Origin of the sequence: Streptomonospora mangrovi, from assembly GCF_027604915.1 — a bacterium.
GTDB lineage: Bacteria > Actinomycetota > Actinomycetes > Streptosporangiales > Streptosporangiaceae > Streptomonospora > Streptomonospora mangrovi.
The window spans coordinates 62,806-88,536 of sequence record NZ_JAJAQC010000016.1; the positions used below are offsets into that span (position 1 = coordinate 62,806).

The following is a 25,731-nucleotide window of genomic DNA, read 5'->3' on the forward strand; positions in this document are numbered from 1 at the left end:
GCCCCTTGCTCTGTGGAGCGGGCGACGGGAATCGAACCCGCACGGCCAGCTTGGAAGGCTGGAGTTCTACCATTGAACTACGCCCGCATGGCGCCGACGGCCCGGAGTTTCCTCTAGACTCTTGGGGCCGACAGGGACAGACTACAGTCTCCGCAGCGCGGGTTGTGCACTGATTTCGCGGGTATCGGCACCTGGTCCACGGGGAGTAGCGCAGCTTGGTTAGCGCGCATGCTTTGGGAGCATGAGGCCGCGGGTTCGAATCCCGCCTCCCCGACAAGATGCCCGGGCGGCTGCGCGCGGTCATGGTCCGGCTGACTGCCCTAGACTTGGCACGATCAGCAGGAAAACGTCAAAGCCAGTGTCAGGCCCACAGCTCGGTGCCTCAGCCTGCGCCGGCCCGCCGGTACCTCCGCGTACGGGTCGGGAGTGCGCCATGCGTGCCGGGTCGTCCCGGAAAACTGCCGGAAATCTAGGAGTACCGCCCCGTGAAGACCGATGTCGAGGAGCTCAGCCCGACCCGGGTCAAGCTGACCATCGAGGTTCCCTTCGAGGAACTCGAGCATGCCTTCGACGTGACCTACAAGTCGCTCGCCAAGCAGGTCCGGATCAAGGGCTTCCGCCCGGGTAAGGCGCCGGCTCGGCTGATCGATCGGCACGTCGGGCGCGGAGCGGTGATCAGCGAAGCGGTGAACCACGCCGTTCCCGAGCTGTACAACGAGGCCATCCAGAAGGAGGAGATCTTCGCGCTCGGCCAGCCCGACGTGGAGGTCACCAAGCTGGAGGACAACGCCGAACTCGCCTTCACGGCCGAGGTCGACGTCCGCCCCAAGTTCGAGGTCACCGGCTACGAGGGCCTCGAGGTCACGGTGGACGACGCCGAACCCACCGAGGACCAGGTCGAGGACCAGGTCAACAACCTGCGTGAGCGCTTCTCCACCCTCGTGGGCGTGGACCGCCCGGTCGAGATGGGCGACCACGTCTCCATCGACCTCTCCGCCGCCGCCGACGGCGAGCCGCTTGAGGACGTCCAGACCAGCGGCCTGTCCTACGAGGTCGGCACCAACACCGTCCTCGAGGGCCTGGACGACACCCTCCAGGGCATGTCCGAGGGCGACTCCGCCACCTTCGCCACCAAGCTCGTCGGCGGCGAGTACGAGGGCCGCGAGGCCGACGTCACCGTCACCGTGCACAGCGTCAAGGTCAAGGAGCTGCCCGAGCTCGACGACGAGTTCGCGCAGATGGCGAGCGAGTTCGACACCATCGAGGAGCTGCGCGCCGACATCCGCTCCCGCATGGAGCAGGTGCGCCGCCTCCAGCAGCTCGCCCAGGGCCGCGACCGCGCGCTGGAGAAGCTGGTCGACTCCATCGACATCCCGCTGCCGGAGTCGGTCGTCGAGGAGGAGCTGAAGCGCCGCCGCGACAGCCTCGAGCAGCAGCTCGCCCAGAGCGGGCTGACCAAGGAGGCCTACCTGGAGACCCAGGAGCAGACCGAGGAGGAGTTCGAGGAGGAGCTCGCCAAGGGCGCCGCCTCCGCCGTGAAGGCCGGCTTCATCCTCGACCAGCTCGCCATCCAGGAGGAGCTGTCGGCCGACAACAGCGAGCTGAGCCAGTACGTGGTCGAGCAGGCCCAGCGCATGGGCGTCTCGCCCGACCAGCTCGCCCAGCACCTGGTCGAGACCAACCAGATCCGCGTCGCCTACACCGAGGTCGTGCGCTCCAAGGCGATGGACCTCGTGCTGAGCAAGGCCGTCATCACCGACGAGTCCGGCAACACCATCGAGTCGCCGCAGGCTGAGACCGCCGAGGGCGAGGAGGCCGAGACCGTCGAGGACGTCGAGGCCGCCACCGCCGCCGGCGCCGAGGAGCTGGACGCCGACGACACCGCCGAGCCGGCCGCCGCCGAGGCCCCGGCCGCCGACGCCGCCTCCGACGACTCCGCCGAGGCCGACCGCAAGTAGCACCCCGGGCGCCCGCGGCCCCCGCGCCGCACCCGCCCTCGCCGAGCCCCGCACCCGCGTCCCGGGTGCGGGGCTCGCGTGCTTGCGGCGCCCCTGGTCGGAGCCGGTGGACCTGCGCTCAAAGCGAACAGGCCGTTGTTCCGTGCGAGCGGGTCCCCGCCGCGCGTTAGTGTCGCTAGCGTCGCAACCGTTTCGATTCCGGAGCAGGTGACGAGAGTGCCGCCGACCTTCAACGAGTCCATGCGAATCGATGCCCGTACGGCCGAGTCGCCTATTCCCTCGATGTACGAGCAGACGTCGCAGCGCCTGCTGCGCCAGCGCATCGTCTTCCTCGGCCAGCAGGTCGACGACGAGATCGCCAACCGCATCGTGGGTGAGCTGCTGCTGCTGTCCGCCGAAGACCGCAACAGGGACATCACGCTCTACATCAACTCCCCCGGCGGTTCGGTGACCGCCGGCATGGCGATCTATGACGTCATGCAGTACATCCCCAACGACGTCCGCACCGTGGGCATGGGCATGGCCGCGTCCATGGGCCAGCTCCTGCTGTGCGCCGGCGCCGCCGGCAAGCGCTACGCGCTGCCGCACACCCGCGTCATGATGCACCAGCCCTCGGGCGGCATCGGGGGAACCGCCTCCGACATCCGCATCCTGGCCGACCAGCTCCTCTACGTGAAGCGGATGTTCTTCGAGCGCGTCTCGCTGCACACGGGCCAGTCCCAGGAGCAGATCGAGAAGGACGCCGACCGCGACCGCTGGTTCACCGCGCAGGAGGCCAAGGACTACGGCTTCATCGACGAGGTGCTCGAAGGCACCCTCGACGTGACCGGCGAGCAGAGCAGGTAAGCCGGAGTCCTCCCGTTCGTGTCGACAGGTGCAGTGTGGAAGGCCAGAACATGACCGAGTACAACCCCAGCCCCTATGGCGGCGGTATGGCGCCGATGAGCCCCCAGAGCCGCTACATCCTGCCCTCCTACGTCGAGCGCACGTCCTACGGCGTCAAGGAGATGAATCCGTACAACAAGCTCTTCGAGGAGCGGATCATCTTCGTGGGGGTGCAGATCGACGACACCTCCGCCAACGACATCATGGCGCAGCTCATCACCCTTGAGCAGATCGACGCCGACCGGGACATCCAGATGTACATCAACTCCCCGGGCGGCTCCTTCACCTCGCTCATGGCGATCTACGACACCATGCAGTTCGTGCGCCCCGACATCCAGACGGTCTGCATCGGCCAGGCGGCCTCGGCCGCGGCCGTGCTGCTGGCCGGCGGCACCAAGGGCAAGCGCGGCTGCCTGCCCAACGCCCGCGTGCTGATCCACCAGCCCGCGACCGAGGGCACCCACGGCCAGGCCAGCGACATCGAGATCCAGGCCAACGAGATCATGCGCATCCGCGAGCAGATGGAGGTCACGCTCGCCCGCCACACCGGCCAGAGCCAGGAGCAGGTCTCGCGCGACATCGAGCGCGACAAGATCCTGACGGCCGAGGGCGCCAAGGAGTACGGGATCGTCGACTACGTCCTCCCGTACCGCAAGACCTCCCTCAAGACCTCGTCCTGAATCCCTGAGCAGGGCGGTCGACCGAGGCGCCGAATCGGCGGACCGGCCGCGCCACACGCCGTTCCCGGCGGTGTGGTGAAGCCGGTCCGCAACTTCGCTTAGTCTCGGAGGAACGACGCACAGATCGCTCCGCCACGGCCTCCCGGGAGCGCATATCCTGCAAAAGCGGTAGCTTGCTCGACACAGGGGCACGTCATCCGCTTTCGCGGCGCCGCCGGGTGGCCGATGACGGAGTGGCCTACGTTTTAAGGAGTGGCTGGGTGGCACGCATCGGCGACGGTGGAGACCTGCTGAAGTGCTCGTTCTGCGGCAAGAGCCAGAAGCAGGTGAAGAAGCTCATTGCCGGCCCCGGCGTCTACATCTGCGACGAGTGCATTGATCTGTGCAACGAGATCATCGAAGAGGAACTCGCCGACTCCACCGAGCTGAAGTGGGACAGCCTGCCCAAGCCCCGGGAGATCTACGAGTTCCTCGACTCCTACGTGATCGGGCAGGAGCAGGCCAAGAAGGCGCTGTCGGTGGCGGTCTACAACCACTACAAGCGCGTGCGCTCCGAGAACGACCGCCCGCGCGAGGAGGACGTTGAGATCGCCAAGTCCAACATCCTGCTGCTGGGCCCCACCGGCTCGGGCAAGACCCTGCTCGCCCAGACCCTGGCGCGCATCCTCAACGTCCCCTTCGCCATCGCCGACGCCACCGCGCTGACCGAGGCCGGCTATGTGGGCGAGGACGTCGAGAACATCCTGCTGAAGCTGATCCAGGCGGCCGACTACGACGTCAAGAAGGCCGAGACCGGGATCATCTACATCGACGAGGTCGACAAGGTCGCGCGCAAGAGCGAGAACCCCTCGATCACCCGCGACGTCTCCGGCGAGGGTGTGCAGCAGGCCCTGCTGAAGATCCTCGAGGGCACCACCGCCAGCGTGCCGCCGCAGGGCGGGCGCAAGCACCCCCACCAGGAGTTCATCCAGATCGACACCACCAACGTGCTGTTCATCTGCGGCGGCGCGTTCGCGGGTCTGGAGAAGATCATCGAGTCCCGCACCGGCCGCCAGGGCATGGGCTTCAACGCCGTGCTGCGGCCGGCGAGCGAGACCACCGAGGGCTTCGCCGAGGTCATGCCCGAGGACCTGCTGAAGTTCGGCATGATCCCGGAGTTCGTGGGCCGGCTGCCGGTCATCACCAGCGTGCACAACCTCGACCGCGAGGCGCTGATCCGCATCCTGACCGAGCCGCGCAACGCGCTGGTCAAGCAGTACCAGCGGCTGTTCGAGCTGGACAACGTCGAGCTGCACTTCACCGACGACGCCCTCGACGCCATCGCCGAGCAGGGCATCATCCGCGGTACCGGCGCGCGCGGGCTGCGCGCCATCATCGAGGAGGTCCTGCTGTCGGTGATGTACGAGGTCCCCAGCCGCGAGGACGTCGGCCAGGTCATCATCACCCGCGAGGCCGTGCTGGAGCACGTCAACCCCACGATCGTGCCGCGCACCAAGCGCGGGCCCGAGCGCGAGGAGAAGAGCGCCTGAGGGGCGGCCCGCCGCCGCCCTCCCACGCGCCGCCACGCGCCGCCGCGCGGCACCGCCAACCGCCACGCACCACCGCCGCGGGGCGCCCCCCCCCCGGGGGGGGCCCGCGGGGGGGGCGGGGTGCCCCCCCCCCCCCCCCCCCCCCCCCGCCCCCCCCCCCCCCCGGGCGCCCCCCCCGCGGCGGTTCCGGTGTGCGGCGCGGGTGCCCACCCGCGCCGGCCGGTTCACTCGCGCCGGTCCATGACCTCTTCCATGCGCTCGATGTCGGCCCGCTGCTCGGCGATCACGTCGTTGGCCATCTTCAGCACCGTGGGGTCGTTGCCCTCCACCGTGGCCTCCTCGGCCATCTCGATGGCGCCCTCGTGGTGGGCGGTCATCAGCTCCACGAACAGCTCGTCGAACTCCTCGCCCTCGGCCGCGCGCAGCTCGTCCAGCTCCGCCTCGGAGGCCATGCCGGGCATGTCGGAGTGGTCGAGGTTGACCGGGCACTCGCCCCCGCCGCCGTGGTGGCCGCCCCCGCTGTCGGGGCCGTTGGCGCAGAACCCCTGGTGGTTGGGGTTCTCCTCGGCCGGGCCGTAGACGTTCTCCTCCATCCACGCCTCCATGGCCTCCACCTCGGGCCCCTGCGCCGCGGCGATGCGGTCGGCGATCTTGGCGAGGTCGTCGTCGGCCATCCGGTCCTCGGCGAGGTCGGTCATGACCAGCGCCTGGCCGTGGTGCTCGATCATCTTCAGGATGTACTCGACGTCGGCCTCGTTGTGCTCGGTGGCCTCGACCGCCTGGTCGATCTGCTCCTGGGAGGCGGGCGACGCCGACTCCCCGGGCGCCCCGGGCGCGAGCACGGGCGGGCCGTCGGCTGAGTCGGCGCCGTCTCCGCTACAGGCGGAGACTCCGGTCAGCATGATGGCGGCTCCGACCGCCACGACCCACTTCCGCACAGGGGGCTCCTTCCAACAGGGGGAGGCGGCCGCGGGGCCGCTCTGGGGGTCTGTCTACTCACTGTGGCGACGGTTTGTCCAGTATCGGCCCGAGTGCGCCCGTCCTCCCGCGCGCCCGCGCGGCGCGCGGGGGAGGGTGCCGCGGCTGGTGTCCTCCGACGTCATCGCCGGTTCCGGCCGCCGATCCGGTCCGTCCTGTCATTGTGTGTAACAAAAGGCCCATGTTCGTCACAGAATGTTGAGTTCGCGTTTCTTCGCGAAACTCCCCTGTACAACCGTGGTGTGATGTCGGTAGTTTTCTCCTGTTTCGGGTGCTTCGGATAAGGAGTCCACATGTCGACATCCCCCGGGCCTTTCCGGTCGAGACACTTCCGGCTTCGAGGAATCGCCGCGTCCCTGGCGGGCGCCGCGGCGGCCCTCCTGGCCGCGACCGCCCTCGCACCGGCGGCTCTCGCGGATTCGGCCGACGACGACGTGATGACCAGCAGCAACGTCGAGCACGTGGCCAACCTCCCCAAGGAAGGCCCGTTCGCCAACACCAGCGCCTACAATTCCGACCTGGCGTTCATCGGCGACTACGCGATCGACGGCAACTACAACGGCTTCGTCATCTACGACATCTCCGAGCCGGAGTCGCCGCAGGTCGTCAGCCAGGTGCTGTGCCAGGGCGGCCAGGGCGACGTCAGCGTCAGCGGCGACCTGCTCTACTTCTCCGTGGACTACCCGCGCGCGAGCGAGGAGTGCGGCGCCCCCGCGAGCACCCCGGCCAACGCCGACGCGTTCGAGGGCATCCGGATCTTCGACATCTCCGACAAGTCCGCTCCGGAGTACGTCGCGGCCGTGCCGACCGACTGCGGCTCCCACACCAACACCCTGGTGCCCGGCGACCGCGACACCGAGTACGTCTACGTGTCCTCCTACGCGCCGTCGGACAACTACCCCAACTGCCAGAAGCCGCACGACAAGATCTCGGTCATCGAGGTCCCCAAGGACGACCCCGCCTCGGCCTCGGTGGTCAACGAGCCCGTGCTCTTCCCCGACGGCGGCAACGAGGGCGGCGGCGTGCGCAGCGCGACCGAGGGCTGCCATGACATCACCGTGCTGCCCCACCGCGACATCGCGGCCGGCGCCTGCATGGGCGACGGCGTGATCATGGACATCAGCGACCCGGTCAAGCCGCGCGTCACCGAGACCGTCCGCGACGAGAACTTCGCCTTCTGGCACTCGGCGACCTTCAGCAACACCGCCCGCACCCTGATCTTCACCGACGAGCTGGGCGGCGGCGCCGGCGCCACCTGCAACGAGGAGATCGGCCCCGAGCGCGGCGCCAACGCCGTGTACTCCTTCAAGGGCGGCAAGCGCAACCCCGACCTGGACTTCGCGAGCTACTTCAAGCTCCCGCGCCACCAGGAGGACACCGAGAACTGCGTCGCGCACAACGGCTCGCTCATCCCGGTGCCGGGCAAGGACTACTTCGTGCAGTCCTGGTACCAGGGCGGGGTGTCGGTCATCGACTTCAACAACCCCCGCAAGCCCCGCGAGATCGGCTACTTCGACCGCGGCCCCCTCAGCGACGAGGAACTGGTCCTGGGCGGCTCCTGGTCGGCCTACTACTACAACGGCTACGTCTACTCCTCTGACATCCAGCAGGGCTTCGACGTGCTGAAGCTGGACGACCGCCGCCTGCGGCCCGCCGAGCGCGTCACCTACGACGAGTTCAACCCGCAGAGCCAGCCCGTCTACCGGCCCGGACGCGGCTAGCGCCTCGGGGCCGCCCGGCCCCGCCGCACCGCCCACCCTCCACCCCCAAGCGCGGCCCGCCCACCCGGCGGGCCGGCGGCTAGCCCCTCGGGGCCCCCCGGCCCCCCCCCCCCGCCCCCCCCCCCCCCCCCCCCGCGGCCCCCCCCCCCGGCGGGCCGCGCTCGCCGTAGCGGGCGGACCCGGCCGCACCGCGCCGCCCCGCCCCCGCCCCGCACCCCCGACGGGCAACCGCCCGGCGGACCGATTCGGTGTGCTACCGAGGAGTGATACATGCCGAAGTCCCCCGCACCCCCCACCCGGCGCGCGACCGCCCTGCGCCGCCGCCTGGCCGCCCTCACCGGCGCGGTCCTGGCGGCCCTGGTCGCCGGCACGGCGCTGAGCCCGGCGGCCTCCGCCGACACCACCAGCCCCAACGTCGAGCACGTCGCCAACGTGCCGCTGAGCGCCCCGCTCGACGGCACCGGCACCGACCTCGCCTTCAGCGGCGACTACGCCATCGACGGCAACTACAACGGCTTCATCGTCTACGACATCTCCGAGCCGGAGTCGCCGCAGGTCGTCAGCCAGGTGCTGTGCCCCGGCGGCCAGGGCGACGTCAGCGTCAGCGGCGACCTGCTGTACTACTCCGTCGACTCCCCGCGCGCCAGCGACGAGTGCGGCGCCCCGGCCAGCACCCCGGCCGACGCCAACGCCTTCGAGGGCGTCCGCATCTTCGACCTCTCCGACAAGAGCAACCCCGAGTACGTGGCGGCCGTGCCCACCGACTGCGGCTCCCACACCAACACGCTGGTGCCCGGCGACCGCGACACCGACTACGTCTACGTGTCCTCCTACGCGCCGTCGGAGAACTACCCCAACTGCCGGCCGCCGCACGACAAGATCGCCATCATCGAGGTCCCCAAGGACGACCCCGCCTCGGCCGAGGTCGTCGCCGAGCCGGTGCTGTTCCCGCGCGGCGGCAACCACGACCAGGACAACCTGCTGCGGCCCACCGAGGGCTGCCACGACATCACCGTCTACCCCAAGCGCGACATCGCCGCCGGCGCGTGCATGGGCGACGGCGTGATCATGGACATCAGCAACCCCGTCAAGCCGCGCGTCACCGAGACCGTCCGCGACGAGAACTTCGCGTTCTGGCACTCGGCGACCTTCACCAACGAGGCCAACGCGGTGCTGTTCACCGACGAGCTGGGCGGCGGCGGCGCCCCGACCTGCACCGAGGAGATCGGCCCCGAGCACGGCGCCAACGCCATCTACACCCTCAAGGGCGGCAAGAAGAACCCCGACCTGGACTTCGCCAGCTACTACAAGCTGCCGCGCCACCAGGGTGAGCAGGTCTGCGTCGCGCACAACGGCTCGCTGATCCCGGTGCCGGGCAAGGACTACTTCGTGCAGTCCTGGTACGAGGGCGGGGTGTCGGTCATCGACTTCAACAACCCCCGCAAGCCGCGCGAGATCGGCTACTTCGACATCTCCGCCGACGAGGAGGCCGGTGTCACCGGCAACGACACCTGGTCGACCTACTACTACAACGGCTACGTCTACTCCTCCGACATCGTGCGGGGCCTGGACGTGCTCAAGTTGAACGACCCCCGGCTCAAGCCGGCCGAGCGCGTCACCTACGACGAGTTCAACCCGCAGAGCCAGCCCTTCTACCGGCCCGGGCGCCGCTGACCGCGCACCCGCGCCGACCCGGCGGCCCGTCCGCCCCCGCAACGGGGGCGGGCGGGCCGCCGCACGCGTGCCGGTGATCCGCCGCGCGCGGCGGTGAGTAGGGTGGAAGCAGGTCCGCACCCGTGCACAGCACCCGGCGCGGACCCCAGCCCGCACCCCGCCGCGCACGCGAAGGACGCCCGTGACTGACCCCGGTATCCACGACGCCTACACCCAGGTCGTCGCGGAGATCACCGCCCGCCGGGTCGAGACCGACATCGACCCCTCCACCGAGCGCATCAGCGCGCTGATGGACCTGCTCGGCCACCCCCAGCGCGGCTTCCGGGTCATCCACATCACCGGCACCAACGGCAAGACCTCCACCGCCCGCATGATCGACGCGCTGCTGCGCGAGCGCCACCTGCGCGTGGGCCGCTACACCAGCCCGCACCTGCGCACCGCGCGCGAGCGCATCGTCATCGACGGCGAGCCGGTGTCGGAGGAGCGGTTCGTGGCCGCCTACAACGACATCCGGCCCTACCTGGAGATGGTCGACGCCTCCCACGGCGTGCCGATGTCGTTCTTCGAGGTGCTCACCGGCATGGCCTACGCCCTGTTCGCCGACACCCCGGTCGACGTCGCCGTGGTCGAGGTCGGCATCGGCGGCACCTGGGACGCCACCAACGTGGTCGACGCCGACGTCGCGGTGATCACCCCCATCGACATCGACCACACCGAGTTCCTGCCCGACACCGTCGAGGGCATCGCCGAGGAGAAGGGCGGAATCATCAAGCCCGGCTCCATCGCCGTGCTCGCCCAGCAGCCGGTGCCCGCCGCCGAGGCGCTGCTGCGCCGCGCCGCCGAGGTCGGCGCCCGGGTGGCCCGCGAGGGCCTGGAGTTCGGCGTGGTCCACCGCGAACTGGCCGTGGGCGGCCAGCAGATCTCGCTCAAGGGCCTGCGCGGCGGCTACGACGACCTCTTCCTGCCCGTGTTCGGCGCCTACCAGGCCGGCAACGCCGCCGTCGCGGTCGCCGCCGTCGAGGCCTTCGCCGCCCCCGGCGAGCACGACGACCGGCTCGACCCCGAACTGGTGGCCGCCGCCCTGTCCGGGGTGGAGTCGCCGGGCCGGATGGAGGTCGTGCGCACCACGCCCACCGTGCTCGTGGACGCCGCGCACAACCCCGCCGGCATGCGCGCCGCCGTGGAGACCCTGCTGGAGGAGTTCGGGTTCGTCCGGCTCGTCGGCGTCGTGGCGATCATGGCCGACAAGGACGTCGAGGGCATCCTGGAGCCGCTGGAGCCGGTGCTCGACGAGGTCGTGGTCACCCGCAACTCCTCACCGCGCAGCCTGGCCCCCGCCGACCTCGCAGCCGTGGCCGAGCCGGTGTTCGGGCCCGACCGCGTGCACCGCGCCGACCGCCTGGACGACGCCATCGACCAGGCCATCGCCCTGGCCGAGGCCGAGGGGCAGCCCACCGGCACCGGCGTCATCATCACCGGCTCGGTCGTCACCGCCGGCGACGCCGTCCATCTCATCAAGGGGGAGTGACCGTGCGCAGGCTGTGCGCCGTGGTCCTGGCCATCGAGGTCGTCGTGATCGGGCTCGCCGTCCCGGTGGCCGTGCAGGTCGCCCAGATCCCGCCGGCGGTGGCCGGGGGAGTGTGGGGCGGCCTGGCCGCCGCCGCGCTCGTGCTGGCCGCCCTCCAGCGGTTCGCCTGGGCCTACTACGCCGGCTGGGCGCTCCAGGTGGCGTTCGTGGCCAGCGGGTTCCTGGTGCCGGGGCTGGCGCTGCTGGGCGTGGTGTTCTTCGCGCTGTGGGTGTGCGGCGTGCTGCTGGGCCGGCGCACCGACGCGCTCCAGGCGCAGCGGGAACGGGCGGCCGCCGACAGCGGCGCCTGAGCCGCGGCCGACGGTTCCACCCGGGCCGACGACAGGCGATACAGTTACCTCGGCCAGGGGCGGCCTGCGCCGCGCGTCGGGCGCCGCCCGGTGCCGACCCCGGTCGTCAACCAGCCCCGACTCCCGAGGAGCAGCACCGTGGAGCGCACCCTTGTCCTGATCAAGCCTGACGGCGTCGCGCGCAACATCATCGGCGAGGTCATCACCCGCATCGAGCGGCGCGGCCTGAAGATCGTCGCGATGGACCTGCGCACCCTCGACGCCGACACCGCCAAGACCCACTACGAGGAGCACGCCCAGCGGCCGTTCTTCGACTCCCTCGTGGAGTTCATCACCGGCGGCCCGCTGGTGGCGATGGTGGTGGAGGGCGAGCGCGCCGTCGAGGCGTTCCGCGCGCTGGCCGGCGCCACCGACCCGGTCTCGGCCGCCCCCGGCACCATCCGCGGCGACTTCGCCCTGGAGGTCCAGCAGAACATCGTGCACGGCTCGGACTCCACCTACTCCGCCGAGCGCGAGATCAAGCTGTTCTTCCCCGACCTCGCCGCCTGAGGCACCCTTCCGCTCCACCGCCGCGCCGGGCTGAGCCCGGCGCTTTTTTTGACCCTCACCCGCCGGATCCATCCGGTGTGTTTGCGTAGCCAGGCGACCACTCAGCGTTACGATACGGGTACTGGATCCACATCCGTGCTGGAACGAGTCCGTATTGACCGCCCCGCGAGGGCCTCACCCGGTTGGGGCCGCTGAGGATGCTTTATGACCAATAACCTCGCCTTCCTGGGCCGCGACATGGCGGTCGACCTCGGCACCGCCAACACCCTGGTCTACGTGCGCGGGCGCGGCATCGTGCTGAACGAGCCCTCGGTGGTCGCGCTCAACTCCTCCACCGGCAAGATCGTCGCGGTTGGCCTCGACGCCAAGCAGATGATCGGCCGCACACCCAGCAACATCACCGCCGTGCGCCCCCTCAAGGACGGCGTCATCGCCGACTTCGAGATCACCGAGCGCATGCTGCGCTACTTCATCCAGAAGATCCACCGCCGCCGACACTTCGCCAAGCCCCGCATCATCGTGGCCGTGCCCAGCGGCATCACCTCGGTGGAGCACCGCGCCGTCAAGGAGGCCGGCTACCAGGCCGGCGCGCGGCGGGTCTACATCATCGAGGAGCCCATGGCCGCGGCCATCGGCGCCGGCCTGCCCGTGCACGAACCTACCGGCAACATGGTGGTCGACATCGGCGGCGGCACCACCGAGGTCGCGGTGATCTCCATGGGCGGCATCGTGACCTCCCAGTCCATCCGGGTGGGCGGCGACGAACTCGACCAGGCGGTCATGACCTTCGTCAAGAAGGAGTACTCCCTGATGATCGGGGAGCGCACCGCCGAGGAGCTGAAGGTCGCCATCGGGTCGGCCTATCCCACCGGCGGCGAGGAACTGCACGCCGAGGTCCGCGGCCGCGACCTCATCAGCGGCCTGCCCAAGACCGTGGTGATGTCGGCGGCCGACGTCCGCCAGGCCATCGAGGAGCCCGTCACCGCCATCATCGACGCGGTGCGCACCACCCTGGACAAGTGCCCGCCCGAGCTGTCGGGCGACATCATGGACCGCGGGATCGCCGTCACCGGCGGCGGCGCCCTGCTGCACGGCCTGGACGACCGCCTCCGCCACGAGACCGGAATGCCCATCCACGTCGCCGAGAACGCCCTGGACTCCGTCGCGGTGGGATCGGGCACCTGCGTCGAGAACTACGAACGCCTCAGCCAGGTCCTCGTCCCCGATCGGCGGCGCTGACATGCGCCGCGACACATCCCGGTCGCGGCTGGTCATCGGACTGCTCGTCGCCGCCGCCCTCGCGCTGATCGTGCTGGACTCCCGCGAGGGCGCCGACCCCGTCACCACCGCCGCCCGCGACGCCGGCGAACTCGCCTTCGCCCCGGTCGCCTCCGGGGTGACCGCCGCCACCGCGCCCGTGCGCGACGCCTACACCGCGCTGGCCGCCGCGCCCGGCGCCCGCGACCGCATCGCCGACCTGGAGGAGCGCAACCGCGAGCTGCGCACCGAGCTGGCGGCGCGCGACCGCGACGCCCGCCGCGCCGAGAAGCTCGACGACCTCCTCCAGCTCTCCGGCATGGGCGGCTACGAGATCGTCCCGGCCCAGGCGGTCACCCGGGTGACCGCGCGCGGGTTCTCCGACGCCGTCACCCTCGACGTCGGCCGCGAGGACGGCGTGCGCGAGGACATGACCGTCATCAACGGCGACGGCCTGGTCGGGCGCGTCACCCACGCCGGGCGCACCACCTCCACCGTGCTGCCGGCCGTCGACCGCTCCTCGGCGGTGGGCGCCCGCCTGGAGGGCTCCCAGGAGATCGGCGTGGCCGAGGGCACCGGCGCCGTCGGCGGCTCCAAACCGATGAGCTTCGAGCTGATGAGCGCCGACGCCCGGATGAAGCCCGGCCAGCGCATCGTCACGCTCGGCTCGCACGACAACGCGCCGTTCGTGCCCGGGGTGCCGGTGGGCACCATCACCTCCGTCAACGAAACCCCGGGCTCGCTGACCCGCACCGGTCACGCCCGGCCCGCCGTTGACTTCGGTTCTCTCGACGTCGTGGGGGTCATTGTGGCCGGACCGCAGGACGACCCCCGCGACTCCCTCCTTCCGGGCCCTCCGCGCGAGGCGCCCGAACCCGAGAAGGCCGGCGACGAGGCCGACTCCCAGGACTCGGAGTCGGCCTCCGACACCGGTGAATCCGGCGACCCCGAGGAGGGCCGGCGATGAAGACCGCCGTCGCGGCACTGCTGGTGGCCGCCGCCGTCCTGGTCCAGGCGGCGATCCTCAACCGCCTGCCGCTGCCCTGGGGGCTGGTCCCCGACCTCGTGCTGCTCGTGGTCGTGGGCGTCGCCCTGTGGTCGGCGCCCACCACCGCCGCCGCCACCGGGTTCGCCGCCGGGCTGGCCGCCGACATCCTGCCGCCGGCCGACCACGAGATCGGGCGCCAGGCCCTGCTGCTGTGCCTGGCCGCGTTCCTGGTGGCCTCCATCCGCGACACCGGGGTGCGCGCCGGCGCCGGCCCCTACATCGCCGCCGCCCTGGCCGCGCTGGGCGTCTCCCTGGGCTACGCCCTGCTCGGCCTGGTGCTGGGCGACCCCCGGGTGGGCTGGGCCACCGGCGCCGCCGCCGTGCTGGGCGGCACCGCCGCCACCGCGCTCGTCAGCCCGCTGGTGCTCGTCCCGCTGGGGGCGGTGATGCGCCGGCTCACCGGCGAGGCCCACTCCGACCTCCCCGCGCCCTGGGAGACCGCGAGAGGACTGGGCCGATGAGCCCGCTGCGCAAGCGCTACCGCCTGGCCAGCCGCCGCGCCCGGCGCGAGGCCGGGGTGCCGGCGATGCGCGGCGCCCACACGCGGCGCGGCGTGCTGCTCGCCCAGGCGCTGGTGCTCGTGCTGTTCGCCACCCTGACCGCGCGCATGTGGTACATGCAGGTGCCCCAGGCCGACCACTACCACGAGCTGGCGCTGGCCAGCCACACCCAGAAGCTCATCGTGCCCGCCGTGCGCGGCAAGATCCTCGACTCCCAGGGCCGTCCCCTGGTCCGCAACCGCACCGAGCTGACCGTCACCGCCGACTTCCACACCCTGCTCAACCAGCCCGACGACGGCGCGGCCGTGCTGCGCCGGGTGGCCGAGGTGCTCGACGTCCCCTTCGCCGAACTGCGCGACCGCGTGCGGCTGTGCGGCCCCGACACCGGCCGCCCGTGCTGGCCCGGGTCGCCCTACCAGCCCATCCCGCTGGCCGAGGACATCGACCCCCGGGTGGCGTTGCAGATCATGGAGCGCAAGACCGAGTTCCCCGGCATCTCCGCCCAGCAGATGGCGGTGCGCGACTACCCCAACGGCGACATGGCCGCCCAGATGCTGGGCTACCTCCAGCCCATCACCCAGGAGGAGTTCGAGGCCCGCGAGGAACTGCGCGTGCAGTTCTCCGGCGTGGACCAGGTCGGCCGCGACGGCCTGGAGTACGTCTACGACGACCGGCTGCGCGGCACCGCCGGCACCCGCACCCTGGCCGTCACCAGCCAGGGCGGGGTCAACGGCGTCGTCGAGGAGACCCCGGCCAAGCCCGGCATGCACCTGGTCACCAGCATCGACCAGAAGGTCCAGCGCATCACCGAGGACGCCCTCAAGGCCGGGGTGGAGCGCGCCCGGGCCGAGGGCCGGCCCACCGACTCCGGCGCCGCCGTGGTGCTGGACGTGCGCACCGGCAACGTCATCGCCATGGCCAGCCTGCCCACCTACGACCCCTCGGTCTGGCAGGGCGGGATCGACCAGGCCACCTACGACCAACTGCTCAGCGAGGACGCCGGCGAACCGCTGACCTCCCGCGCCCTCCAAGGGCAGTACCCGCCCGGCTCCACGTTCAAGGTGTCCTCGCTGTCGGCCGCCGTGCGCAACGGCGCCGACCTCAACGGCACCTACAGTTGCCCGGGCTCGGTGCACCTGGGCAACCGCTCCTGGCAGAACTTCGAGGGCGGCGGGCACGGCAGCGTGAGCCTGCACAAGGCCATCGTCGTGTCGTGCAACACCGTCTTCTACCAGTTCGGCTACGACACCTGGCTCCAGGACGGCGGCACCTCGCCCAAGGACGACCCCGAGGAGATCATGGCCGAGACCGCGCGCGGGTTCGGCTTCGGCGAGCCCACCGGCATCGACCTGCCCCACGAGTCCAGCGGGCGCATCCCCGACCGCCAGTGGAAGCAGCAGTACTGGGAGGACACCCGCGAGCAGTCCTGCCGCCGCGCCGAGAAGGGCTACCCCGAGGTCGCCGAGGAGGACCCCGGCCACGCCGCCTACCTCAAGCGCGCCGCCCACGAGCACTGCCTGGACGGCAACCGGTGGCGGGCCGGCGACGCCATCAACTTCGCCATCGGCCAGGGCGACGTCCTGGTCACCCCGCTGCAACTGGCCCGCGCCTACGCCGCCATCGCCAACGGCGGCACCCTGTACGAGCCCCGGGTGGCGCGCGGGTTCCTCTCGGCCGACGGCACCCGGGTCGAGGAGCTGGAGCCGGTCAAGGCCGGCACCCTGCCCATCGACGACCGCACCCTGGAGTACCTCCAGCGGGCGCTGACCCAGGTGCCCAAGGAGGGCACCGCGCGGGGCGCGTTCGACGGCTTCCCCCAGGACGAGGTCTCCATCGCCGGCAAGACCGGTACCGCCACCATGACCGGCAGCGAGGACTCCGCCTGGTTCGCCTCCTACGCGCCGGCCGACGACCCGCAGTTCGCCGTGGTCGCGATGCTGCCCGAGGCCGGCACCGGCGGTGTGGCCGCGGCTCCGGTGGTCCGCGAGATCTACGAGGGCATCTACGGCATCTCCGGCTCCACGCCCGGTGAGGGCGGCGACAAGGGCAAGCCGAAGATCGGCGAGCCCGCCATGCCCGGCGCCGCGCCGCCCGAGCAACTGCCCCGGGTCCGCCCCGACGGCACCGTCGCGCCGCCGACCGACACCGGCGACTCGGGCGACTCGGCGGACTGACCCTCCGCCACCGGCCCGCACCCGCGAATTCGACCCGCCATCCGGCCCGCATCCGCCATCCGACCCGCCGCGAGCCCCGGCAGGAGCGCCATGACCGCCTATTCCAGTTCCAGCACGCAGCCCAGCGGCCAGGGCCTGCGCGGCCGCGCGGGGCGGCTGTTCGCCTCGACCCTGCCGCACCGCATGGACTGGCCGCTGATCAGCGCGGTGGCCGCGCTGTCGCTGCTGGGGGTGCTGCTGGTGGCCTCGGCCACCTACGACCCCGCCGACCCCGGCACGGCGCTGGGCCACGCCGAGCGGCAGGTCCTGCACCTGGCGGTGGGCGCGGCGGCCTTCGTGGTGGCCGCGGCGGTGGACTACCGGGTCTCGCGCGCCTATGCGCCGTTCCTCTACGCCGCCGCCGTGCTGGGGCTGGTGCTGGTCCTCACCCCGCTGGGCGAGACCATCAACGGCTCGCGCTCCTGGCTGGTCATCGGCGGCCTCCAGATGCAGCCCGGCGAGATCGCCAAGATCGGGCTGATCCTGGCGGTGGCGATGCTGCTGGGCGAGCCCCGCGACGGCGAGTTCGCGCCCACCAGCCGCGACGTCCTGGTCAGCCTGGTGGTGCTGGCCGTGCCGCTGGGGCTCATCCTGGCCCAGCCCGACCTGGGGACCGGCCTGGTGCTCATGGCGACCTACCTGGGCATGCTCGCGCTGTCGGGCGCGCCGGTGATGTGGGTGGCGGGCCTGGTGGGCGCGGGGCTGGCGTCGGCGTTCGCGGTGGTGTGGTTCGGGCTGCTGGAGGAGTACCAGCTCCAGCGGTTCACCACGTTCATCGACCCCGGCGCCGACCCGCGCGGCGCGGGCTACAACGCCAACCAGTCGATGATCGCGGTCGGCTCGGGCGGCCTCAACGGCACCGGCCTGTTCCAGGGCGAGCACACGCGCGGCCGGTTCGTACCCGAGCAGCACACCGACTTCATCTTCACCGTGGCGGGGGAGGAGCTGGGGTTCTTCGGCGGGGCGCTCATCATCGGCCTGCTGGCGTTCGTGCTGTGGCGGGTGCTGCGCATCGCCGCCCTGTGCGAGCAGCCCTACGCCCGCATGGTGTGCCTGGGCGCGGCGGCCTGGCTGTGCTTCCAGAGCTTCATCAACATCGGCATGACCTTGGGGATCAGCCCCATCACCGGCGTGCCGCTGCCGTTCGTCTCCTACGGAGGTACGGCCACCATCGCCCACCTGGCGATCCTGGGCCTGGTGCTCAACATCTACGCCCGGGACCGGCGGGTGGACTAGCGGTGGTGCGGGTGCGCGGTCACCGCCACGCCGAGCCGGACGCGCCGTCCGGCCGCCCGCCGCCGTCGTCGTCCGTCGCCACCTCCACCATCCGCCCCGCCGCGCGGAAACCGTTTACTCGCCCGGCGGGGCGGCACGGGGGTCCGGCACGGCGGGGTCGTCGCAGCGGGGGCGGTGGCTAAGCTGGGGAGACCGACCGACCATACGGCACCAGCCGACCTAGAGGTGGACCATGCCCGTCGAAAGCGTGTTTTCCCAACTGGAGGCGCTGCTTCCGCAGGTGCAGAAACCCGTGCAGTACGTCGGGGGCGAGCTGAACTCCGTCGTGCGCGACTGGGACGCGGCCGAGGTCCGCTGGGCGCTGATGTACCCCGACGCCTACGAGGTGGGCGTGCCCAACCAGGGCGTGCAGATCCTCTACGAGATCCTCAACGAGCGCGAGGGCGTGCTGGCCGAACGCACCTACGCGGTGTGGTCGGACCTGGAGCGGCTGATGCGCGAGCACGGCGTGCCGCAGTTCACCGTCGACGCCCACCGCCCGGTGGCCGCCTTCGACGTCCTGGGCATCAGCTTCGCCAGCGAGATGGGCTACACCAACATGCTCACCGCGCTGGACCTCGCCGGTATCCCGCTGCACGCCGCCGACCGCACCGGCGACCACCCCGTGGTGCTCGCGGGCGGGCACTCGGCGTTCAACCCCGAACCGGTGGCCGACTTCCTCGACGCCGTGGTGCTGGGCGACGGCGAGGAGATCGCGCTGGCCGTCACCGAGGTCATCCGCGAGTGGAAGCGCGAGGGCCGCCCCGGCGGGCGCGACGGCCTGCTGCTGCGCCTGGCCGCCGGCGGCGGGGTCTACGTGCCGCGCTTCTACGACGTCGCCTACCTGCCCGACGGCCGGATCGAGGGCTACCGGCCCAACCGCCCCGGCGTGCCGTGGACGGTGGCCAAGCACACCGTCATGGACCTCGACAAGTGGCCCTACCCCAAGAACCCCGTCGTGCCGCTGGCGGAGTCGGTGCACGAGCGCTACAGCGTGGAGATCTTCCGCGGCTGCACCCGCGGCTGCCGGTTCTGCCAGGCCGGCATGATCACTCGGCCGGTGCGCGAGCGCTCCAAGGACACGGTCACGCGCATGGTGGAGCAGGGCGTGCGCTCCTCGGGCTTCCAGGAGGTCGGGCTGCTGTCGCTGTCCAGCGCCGACCACAGCGAGATCGGCGAGATCGCCAAGGGCCTGGCCGACCGCTACGAGGGCACCAACACCGGCCTGTCGCTGCCCTCCACCCGGGTGGACGCCTTCAACATCGAGCTGGCCAACGAGCTGACCCGCAACGGGCGCCGCTCGGGCCTGACCTTCGCGCCCGAGGGCGGCAGCGAGCGCATGCGCCGCGTCATCAACAAGATGGTCACCGAGGAGGACCTCATCCGCACGGTGACCGCCGCCTACGCCGCCGGGTGGCGCCAGGTCAAGCTGTACTTCATGTGCGGCCTGCCCACCGAGGAGGACGCCGACGTCCTGGCCATCGCCGACCTCGCCAAGGCGGTCATCCGCACCGGCCGCGAGGTCACCGGCCGCTCCGACATCCGCTGCACGGTCTCCATCGGCGGGTTCGTGCCCAAGCCGCAGACGCCCTTCCAGTGGGCCGGGCAGACCTCCGCCGAGGTGGTCGACTCCCGGCTGGCCAAGCTCCGGGCCGAACTGCGCTCCGACCGCCGCTACGGCAAGTCGATCGGCCTGCGCTACCACGAGGGCAGCCCCTCCATCGTCGAGGGCCTGCTCTCCCGCGGCGACCGCCGCGTGGGCCGGGTCATCGAGGCGGTGTGGCGCGAGGGCGGCCGGTTCGACGGCTGGAGCGAGCACTTCTCCTACGAGCGCTGGGTCTCCTGCGCCGAGCGGGCGCTGGCTGATGAGCCGGTGGACCTGGACTGGTACACCGTGCGCGAGCGCGACCGCGACGAGGTCCTGCCCTGGGACCACCTCGACGCCGGGCTCGACCGCGACTGGCTGTGGCAGGACTGGCAGGACGCGCTGCACGGCGAGGAGTCGGTGGAGGTCGACGACTGCCGGTGGAGCCCCTGCTACGACTGCGGGGTCTGCCCCAGCATGGGCACCGAGATCCAGATCGGCCCCACCGACCCCGGCCGGGTGCTGCCGCTCAGCGTGGTCTGAGCCGGGCCGCCGCGCGGGGGCGCGCCGCGCCCCCGCCGGGCCGGCGCCCTGCCCGCGAACGCGAATCGGGGCGCCGCGGCCACGGCCGCGGCGCCCCGATCAGGACTCGGCGGGCGGCACCCGCCGGAGTCGACAGACGAGGTATGGCCCGGCGCCCCGCTCGCGCCGGGCCATACGCAAGTAAGACGGGTAGGGGGTGCCGATGGTTTGCACGCCCCGCGCGATTGCTCAAAGATTTTTTGATCAGGCGCCTTCGCGCAGGTCAGCGCGGGGGGTGGCCTGATGCGGCCACGCGCGGGCGCGGCGGATCCGCCCCGAAGATCGCTTTTCAACTCTGGTGCCACCGGGAACAGCACATACGTGGGCGATCCCGAGCGGAGCGCCGCGGCATCCGGTCATCCGGTGGGCGGGCCGATTCGGACCGCCACCCGGCCTACCCCGGCGCCGGTGGCGCGCGCTCCCCGGCGCGCACCGTACGCTGAAGTAAGACGTGAATCTCCCAGGTGGGTGGGTCGGGGAGGAATTCGGCCCGTCCCGCCGGGAGTTACCGAGGAAAGGAGCAGCACTGCCCCCCGCACATGAGGGCACCACCGAGCCCTCCACCGGACGCACTGGCACGCGGCTGCGAGTCCGCTACGCCAAGCGCGGCAGGATGCGGTTCGCGAGCCATCGCGACATCGCCCGCGCGCTGGAGCGGGCCCTGCGCCGCGCCGAGGTCCCCGTCGCGTTCTCCGCGGGGTTCACGCCGCACCCGAAGATCTCCTACGTCAACGCCGCCCCCACCGGGGTGGCCAGTGAGGCGGAGTACTTCGAGATCACGCTGGCCGAACCCGCCGGACACGACGAGGTCCGCGTCCGACTCGACTCCGCGCTGCCCGACGGGCTCGACGTGGTCGAGGTCGTGGAGGCGATGCCGGGCGGTCTCGCCGACCGCCTCCAGGCATCGGAGTGGACGGTGGAACTGCCCGGCGTCGCCCCCGACGACGCCGCGGAGGCGGTGGCCGCCTTCATGGCGGCCGATACGGTTGAGGTGGAGCGGCTCACCAAAAAGGGCCGCCGCCGCTTCGACGCCCGTGCGGCGGTCCGCTACCTGCGGGTGGACGGGCGCGCCACAGGGGTCCGACACGAGACATATGCCATACTTCGGATGGTCGTTCGGCACACGACACCTGCCGTTCGACCGGACGACGTGGTGAACGGCCTTCGCCAGGTGGCCGACCTCGCGCCGCCGTCATCCCCGGTGATGACCCGGCTGGCGCAGGGGCCGCTCGACGACACGTCCGACACGATCGCCGATCCGCTCGCAGCAGCGGATGCCCAGGCCGATCCGGTCGGACGCGCGCAGCCCGCACCACTGCCGTCCTCGCCCGCGCGGAGTGCGTCCGATGCGTGAACTCACTCGGGGGACGCGGGCGGCCCAAGACGACTTTGCACCGGTGGCCCACGGGCTGCCGGCGCCGACATAGCGACAACAGTCCGCGCGCGCAGCGGCCGACGCGACGAAACGCCGACGCCGCGCCCGCGGACTTGACGGGAGACCGCCCGGATGCTCGAGAACGAGCCCAACAGCGGTGCCGAGAGCACCGCGGGTACAACTGAAACCACAGTGGCGGAGGCGGCACCGGCCGCCCGCACCGCGACCTTCGCCCCACCCCAGGAGGCCGAGGTCAAGGTCAGCGGCCCGAGCCGGCGCAGGGGGGCGCTGCGCTCGGCCGGCCCGCCGCCCGAACCCGGCCCCGTGGTCCCCGCGGGCACCGGCCCGCTGACCACGGTCGCCGGCCAGCCCGCCCTGGAGGACACCGACCCCACCCAGACCGCGCCCGACACCGGCGCGGCCGAGGCCGAGCGCGCGCCCAGGCGCCGCACCCGCACCGCGCGCACCGCCCGCGCGGGCACCGGCGCGCGCGCCCGCGCCGCCGACCCCGCCGCGGCCGAGGCCGCCGACGACGACACCGGGCAGGCCGCGGAGCCCGCCGCCTCCGGCGACGACTCCCGCGTGGCGCCCGAGGCCACCGGCGCCGCCTTCCAGCCGCCGATGGTGCTGTTCCAGCCGCCGGTCGCCCCGCCCGAGCCCGCCCGCGCCGAGAGCAACGGCTCCTCCGCCGCCGCGCCCGCCGACGACTCCGCCGAGGAGCTCGAGGACGACACCGAGGCCGAGGCCGAAACCGACGACGACTACGCCGACGACGACCGCCCCTCGCGCCGGCGCCGCCGCCGCGGCGGCCGGGGCCGGGGCCGCTCCCGCACCGGCGAGGATGACGGCGAGCCCGAGCGCGCCGGCGAGGCCGCCGAGGCCGAGGAGCCCGACACCGAAACCCCCGCCGCCACCGCCCCCGCCGACGAGGGCGCCGATTCCGGCTCGGAGACCGGCAGCCGCCGGCGCCGCCGCCGTCGGCGCCGCTCCAGCGGCGAGGGCGACGAAGCCCCCGGCCAGGACGACCCGCCCAACACCGTGGTGCGCGTGCGCGAGCCGCGCGTGGGCAAGCCGATCGAGGACGAGGTCCAGTCGGTCAAGGGCTCCACCCGCCTGGAGGCCAAGAAGCAGCGCCGCCGCGAGGGCCGCGAGCAGGGCCGCCGCCGCGCGCCCATCATCACCGAGTCGGAGTTCCTGGCCCGCCGCGAGTCCGTCAAGCGCGACCTGGTGATCCGCCGCCTGGGCGAGCGCACCCAGATCGCGGTGCTGGAGGACGACGTCCTGGTCGAGCACTACGTCGACCGCGCCGCGCACAAGTCGCTGGTGGGCAACGTCTACCTGGGCCGCGTGCAGAACGTGCTGCCGTCCATGGAGGCCGCGTTCGTCGACATCGGCAAGGGCCGCAACGCCGTGCTCTACGCCGGCGAGGTCAACTGGGACGCCTCGGGGCTGGAGGGCCAGCCCAAGCGCATCGAGTCGGTGCTGAAGTCGGGCCAGTCGGTGCTGGTGCAGGTCACCAAGGACCCCATGGGCCACAAGGGCGCCCGCCTGACCAGCCAGATCAGCCTGCCCGGCCGCTACCTGGTCTACGTGCCCGACGGCTCCATGACCGGCATCAGCCGCAAGCTCCCCGACAAGGAGCGCGCCCGCCTCAAGCAGATCCTGAAGAAGGTCATGCCCGAGAACGCGGGCGTGATCGTGCGCACCGCCGCCGAGGGCGCCAGCGAGGAGGAGCTGGAGCGCGACATCTCGCGCCTGGCCGCCCAGTGGGACTCCATCAAGCGCAAGTCCCGCTCGGCCAGCGCGCCCTCGCTGCTCAACAGCGAGCCCGACCTCACCGTCCGGGTGGTGCGCGACGTCTTCAACGAGGACTTCTCCAGCCTGGTGGTCGCCGGCGGCGAGGCGTGGGACACCGTGCGCGAGTACGTCGACTACGTCGCCCCGCACCTGGCCGAGCGGCTCTCGCACTGGACCGAGGACCGCGACGTCTTCGACGCCTACCGCATCGACGAGCAGATCGCCAAGGCGCTGGAGCGCAAGGTGTGGCTGCCCAGCGGCGGCTCCCTGGTCATCGACCGGACCGAGGCCATGACCGTGGTCGACGTCAACACCGGCAAGTTCACCGGCCAGGGCGGCAACCTCGAGGAGACCGTCACCAAGAACAACCTCGAGGCCGCCGAGGAGATCGTCCGCCAGTTGCGGCTGCGCGACATCGGCGGCATCATCGTGATCGACTTCATCGACATGGTGCTGGAGAGCAACCGCGACCTCGTGCTGCGGCGAATGCTGGAGTGCCTCTCGCGCGACCGCACCAAGCACCAGGTCGCCGAGGTCACCTCGCTGGGCCTGGTGCAGATGACCCGCAAGCGGGTGGGCCAGGGCCTGCTTGAGGCGTTCTCCCACTCCTGCGAGCACTGCAACGGCCGCGGCCTGGTGATCTCCACCGAGCCGGTGGGCGTCAAGGCCAACGGGTCGGGCAGCGGCGGCGGCCGCAAGAAGAAGGGCAAGGGCGACAAGGACCGCGCCGAGCAGCCGGCGGCCGAGGAGTCGCCCGAGCCGGCCGTGGACGAGCCGCTGGGCGGCACCGAGCCCGAGCCGGTGGCCGGGGTGGCCGCCGCCGTCGAGGCCGAGGACGCCGTGGAGGAGCCCGACGAGGCGGTGGAGCCGGCCGAGGCCGAGCCCGCGCCCGCCAAGGCCAAGCGCTCCCGCACCGCGAAGTCCGCCAAGGCCAAGGAGACCGGCAAGACCACCGCGCGTCGCTCCCGCAAGGCCAAGCAGGAGGAGTCCGCCGAGGGTGAGGCGGCGGAGGGCGCGGCCGCCGAGCCGGACGCCCCGGCGGCCCCGCAGGCCGACGCGGACACCGCACCGGCCGGATCCGCCGAGCCGGGCGAGCCCGCCGACTCCGACGCGGCCGACTCCGCCGACCCCGACAGCTCCGCCGAGCAGCGCCCCCGGCGGCGCCGCACCCGGCGGACCAAGACCACCACCGCCGAGTCGGCGGTGGCCGAAGCGACGTAGCACGCCCCCGTGCTTCGCCGGGGTCCGGGCCGCTCGCCGAGCGGCCCGGACCCCGCGGTCGCGCGACGTGCGCGCGTGCCGGGTGCCGTCCCACCGGTGGTAACCTTAAGGACGGTGCGTCGGCGCGCCCCAATCGTTCGCGCGCCCGAGACCTACTTCTCGACCTCGCGCCGCCGCGGGCGAGCGCCCGGGTCGAAGGTCGATTTTGAGCGCATTTCCCCTCGCTGCGGCGGTGGGGGATGTCCACACGAGCAGGAAGAGAGTTCCCCGGTGTACGCGATCGTGCGAGCGGGCGGCCGGCAGGAGAAGGTTGCCGTCGATGACGTCATCAACATCGACAAGGTCTCCGAGGAGGCCGGCGCCACCCTCACGTGGGAGCCGCTGCTTGTCGTCGAGGACGGCAAGGTCATCAGCGAAGCCTCCGAGCTGAGCGGCTACTCCGTCACCGCCGAGGTGATCGGCGAGGCCAAGGGCCCCAAGATCAACATCATCAAGTACAAGAACAAGACCGGCTACAAGAAGCGCATGGGCCACCGGCAGAAGTACACCCAGGTCCGCGTCACCGACATCGCTTCCAAGTCGACGAAGAAGTAGGGGAGGGGCGCGAGATGGCACACAAGAAGGGCGCTTCGTCCAGCCGCAACGGCCGCGACTCCAACGCCAAGCGGCTTGGTGTCAAGCGCTTCGGCGGCCAGAACGTCAAGGCCGGCGAGATCCTCGTCCGCCAGCGCGGCACGCACTTCCACCCGGGCGACAACGTCGGCCGCGGTGGCGACGACACCCTGTTCGCGCTGGTCGCCGGCCAGGTGCAGTTCGGCAACCGGCGCGGCCGCAAGGCCGTCAACATCGTCCCGGCCCCCGCCCCCGCGGAGTAGGGCCGGCGGCACGCGACACCTAACACGCGTAGGGCGGGCCAGGTCACCTGGCCCGCCCTACGCGTGTCGCGGGCCGGGCGGGGCCGCATCGGCACCGCCCGCCGCGCGCACGACCGCATACGCTGGTCAACGCAGAGCATCGGTACGGGGA

20 protein-coding genes and 2 tRNA genes are annotated in these 25,731 nt (G+C 71.9%); 20 read left to right on the plus strand and 2 right to left on the minus strand.

Features of this window, described 5'->3' with window-relative positions; all coding sequences use genetic code 11:
• Positions 1–13 precede the first annotated feature (13 nt).
• Positions 14–87, minus strand: a tRNA-Gly gene (locus LG943_RS11420).
• Positions 88–199: 112 nt separating this feature from the next.
• Between LG943_RS11420 and LG943_RS11425 the strand changes: the two genes are divergently transcribed.
• The 5 genes from LG943_RS11425 (at position 200) to clpX (ending at position 5,052) form a co-directional block, all read left to right on the plus strand.
• Positions 200–274, plus strand: a tRNA-Pro gene (locus LG943_RS11425).
• Between the two features lie 211 nt (positions 275–485).
• Positions 486–1,958, plus strand: a complete 1,473-nt coding sequence (tig, locus tag LG943_RS11430) for a trigger factor (protein ID WP_270072217.1) — start codon at positions 486–488, stop codon at positions 1,956–1,958.
• Between the two features lie 240 nt (positions 1,959–2,198).
• Positions 2,199–2,804 carry an ATP-dependent Clp protease proteolytic subunit gene (locus LG943_RS11435; RefSeq protein ID WP_270072218.1) on the plus strand — a complete coding sequence of 202 codons (606 nt, stop codon included), beginning with the start codon at positions 2,199–2,201 and terminating at the stop codon, positions 2,802–2,804.
• 50 nt (positions 2,805–2,854) lie between these two features.
• On the plus strand, positions 2,855–3,523 hold the full coding sequence (locus tag LG943_RS11440) for an ATP-dependent Clp protease proteolytic subunit (protein ID WP_270072219.1): 669 nt from the start codon (positions 2,855–2,857) through the stop codon (positions 3,521–3,523).
• Between the two features lie 260 nt (positions 3,524–3,783).
• On the plus strand, positions 3,784–5,052 hold the full coding sequence (gene clpX, locus LG943_RS11445; RefSeq protein WP_270072220.1) for an ATP-dependent Clp protease ATP-binding subunit ClpX: 1,269 nt from the start codon (positions 3,784–3,786) through the stop codon (positions 5,050–5,052).
• A 224-nt stretch (positions 5,053–5,276) separates the two neighbouring features.
• Here the strand turns inward: clpX and LG943_RS11450 are convergent, their stop codons facing one another.
• Complete coding sequence (locus tag LG943_RS11450; RefSeq protein ID WP_270072221.1) at positions 5,277–5,990, minus strand: DUF305 domain-containing protein; 714 nt, start codon at positions 5,988–5,990, stop codon at positions 5,277–5,279.
• A gap of 333 nt (positions 5,991–6,323) precedes the next feature.
• Here LG943_RS11450 and LG943_RS11455 point away from each other — a divergent pair, with 333 nt between their 5' ends.
• From LG943_RS11455 to rpmA, 15 genes are all read left to right on the plus strand, one after another.
• Positions 6,324–7,751 (plus strand): LVIVD repeat-containing protein, encoded by a 1,428-nt coding sequence (locus LG943_RS11455; protein WP_270072222.1) that lies wholly within the window; start codon positions 6,324–6,326, stop codon positions 7,749–7,751.
• Between the two features lie 270 nt (positions 7,752–8,021).
• Positions 8,022–9,425: an LVIVD repeat-containing protein gene (locus tag LG943_RS11460; protein ID WP_270072223.1), complete on the plus strand. Its 1,404-nt coding sequence runs from the start codon at positions 8,022–8,024 to the stop codon at positions 9,423–9,425.
• A gap of 181 nt (positions 9,426–9,606) precedes the next feature.
• Positions 9,607–10,953 carry a bifunctional folylpolyglutamate synthase/dihydrofolate synthase gene (locus tag LG943_RS11465; RefSeq protein WP_270072224.1) on the plus strand — a complete coding sequence of 449 codons (1,347 nt, stop codon included), beginning with the start codon at positions 9,607–9,609 and terminating at the stop codon, positions 10,951–10,953.
• A 2-nt stretch (positions 10,954–10,955) separates the two neighbouring features.
• Positions 10,956–11,303: a DUF4233 domain-containing protein gene (locus tag LG943_RS11470; RefSeq protein ID WP_270072279.1), complete on the plus strand. Its 348-nt coding sequence runs from the start codon at positions 10,956–10,958 to the stop codon at positions 11,301–11,303.
• Positions 11,304–11,441: 138 nt separating this feature from the next.
• Positions 11,442–11,852 (plus strand): nucleoside-diphosphate kinase, encoded by a 411-nt coding sequence (gene ndk / locus LG943_RS11475; RefSeq protein WP_270072225.1) that lies wholly within the window; start codon positions 11,442–11,444, stop codon positions 11,850–11,852.
• Positions 11,853–12,056: 204 nt separating this feature from the next.
• On the plus strand, positions 12,057–13,091 hold the full coding sequence (locus LG943_RS11480) for a rod shape-determining protein (protein WP_179769644.1): 1,035 nt from the start codon (positions 12,057–12,059) through the stop codon (positions 13,089–13,091).
• Position 13,092: 1 nt separating this feature from the next.
• Positions 13,093–14,076: a rod shape-determining protein MreC gene (mreC, locus tag LG943_RS11485; RefSeq protein ID WP_270072226.1), complete on the plus strand. Its 984-nt coding sequence runs from the start codon at positions 13,093–13,095 to the stop codon at positions 14,074–14,076.
• Positions 14,073–14,618 (plus strand): rod shape-determining protein MreD, encoded by a 546-nt coding sequence (gene mreD, locus LG943_RS11490; protein WP_270072227.1) that lies wholly within the window; start codon positions 14,073–14,075, stop codon positions 14,616–14,618. The genes mreC and mreD overlap by 4 nt, the downstream gene beginning before the upstream one ends.
• Complete coding sequence (mrdA, locus tag LG943_RS11495) at positions 14,615–16,831, plus strand: penicillin-binding protein 2 (RefSeq protein ID WP_408648585.1); 2,217 nt, start codon at positions 14,615–14,617, stop codon at positions 16,829–16,831. The genes mreD and mrdA overlap by 4 nt, the downstream gene beginning before the upstream one ends.
• Before the next feature lie 90 nt (positions 16,832–16,921).
• Positions 16,922–18,106, plus strand: coding sequence for a rod shape-determining protein RodA (rodA, locus tag LG943_RS11500; RefSeq protein ID WP_270072228.1), 1,185 nt, complete (start codon positions 16,922–16,924; stop codon positions 18,104–18,106).
• Between the two features lie 232 nt (positions 18,107–18,338).
• Positions 18,339–20,273 carry a TIGR03960 family B12-binding radical SAM protein gene (locus tag LG943_RS11505; RefSeq protein ID WP_270072229.1) on the plus strand — a complete coding sequence of 645 codons (1,935 nt, stop codon included), beginning with the start codon at positions 18,339–18,341 and terminating at the stop codon, positions 20,271–20,273.
• Between the two features lie 652 nt (positions 20,274–20,925).
• Positions 20,926–21,666 (plus strand): TIGR03936 family radical SAM-associated protein, encoded by a 741-nt coding sequence (locus tag LG943_RS11510; RefSeq protein ID WP_408648586.1) that lies wholly within the window; start codon positions 20,926–20,928, stop codon positions 21,664–21,666.
• A 153-nt stretch (positions 21,667–21,819) separates the two neighbouring features.
• Positions 21,820–24,705 (plus strand): Rne/Rng family ribonuclease, encoded by a 2,886-nt coding sequence (locus LG943_RS11515; protein WP_270072230.1) that lies wholly within the window; start codon positions 21,820–21,822, stop codon positions 24,703–24,705.
• Between the two features lie 270 nt (positions 24,706–24,975).
• Positions 24,976–25,299, plus strand: a complete 324-nt coding sequence (gene rplU / locus LG943_RS11520; protein ID WP_270072231.1) for a 50S ribosomal protein L21 — start codon at positions 24,976–24,978, stop codon at positions 25,297–25,299.
• 14 nt (positions 25,300–25,313) lie between these two features.
• A complete protein-coding gene (gene rpmA, locus LG943_RS11525; RefSeq protein ID WP_270072232.1) occupies positions 25,314–25,580 on the plus strand; it encodes a 50S ribosomal protein L27 in 267 nt (88 codons plus the stop codon).
• Positions 25,581–25,731: the final 151 nt, after the last annotated feature.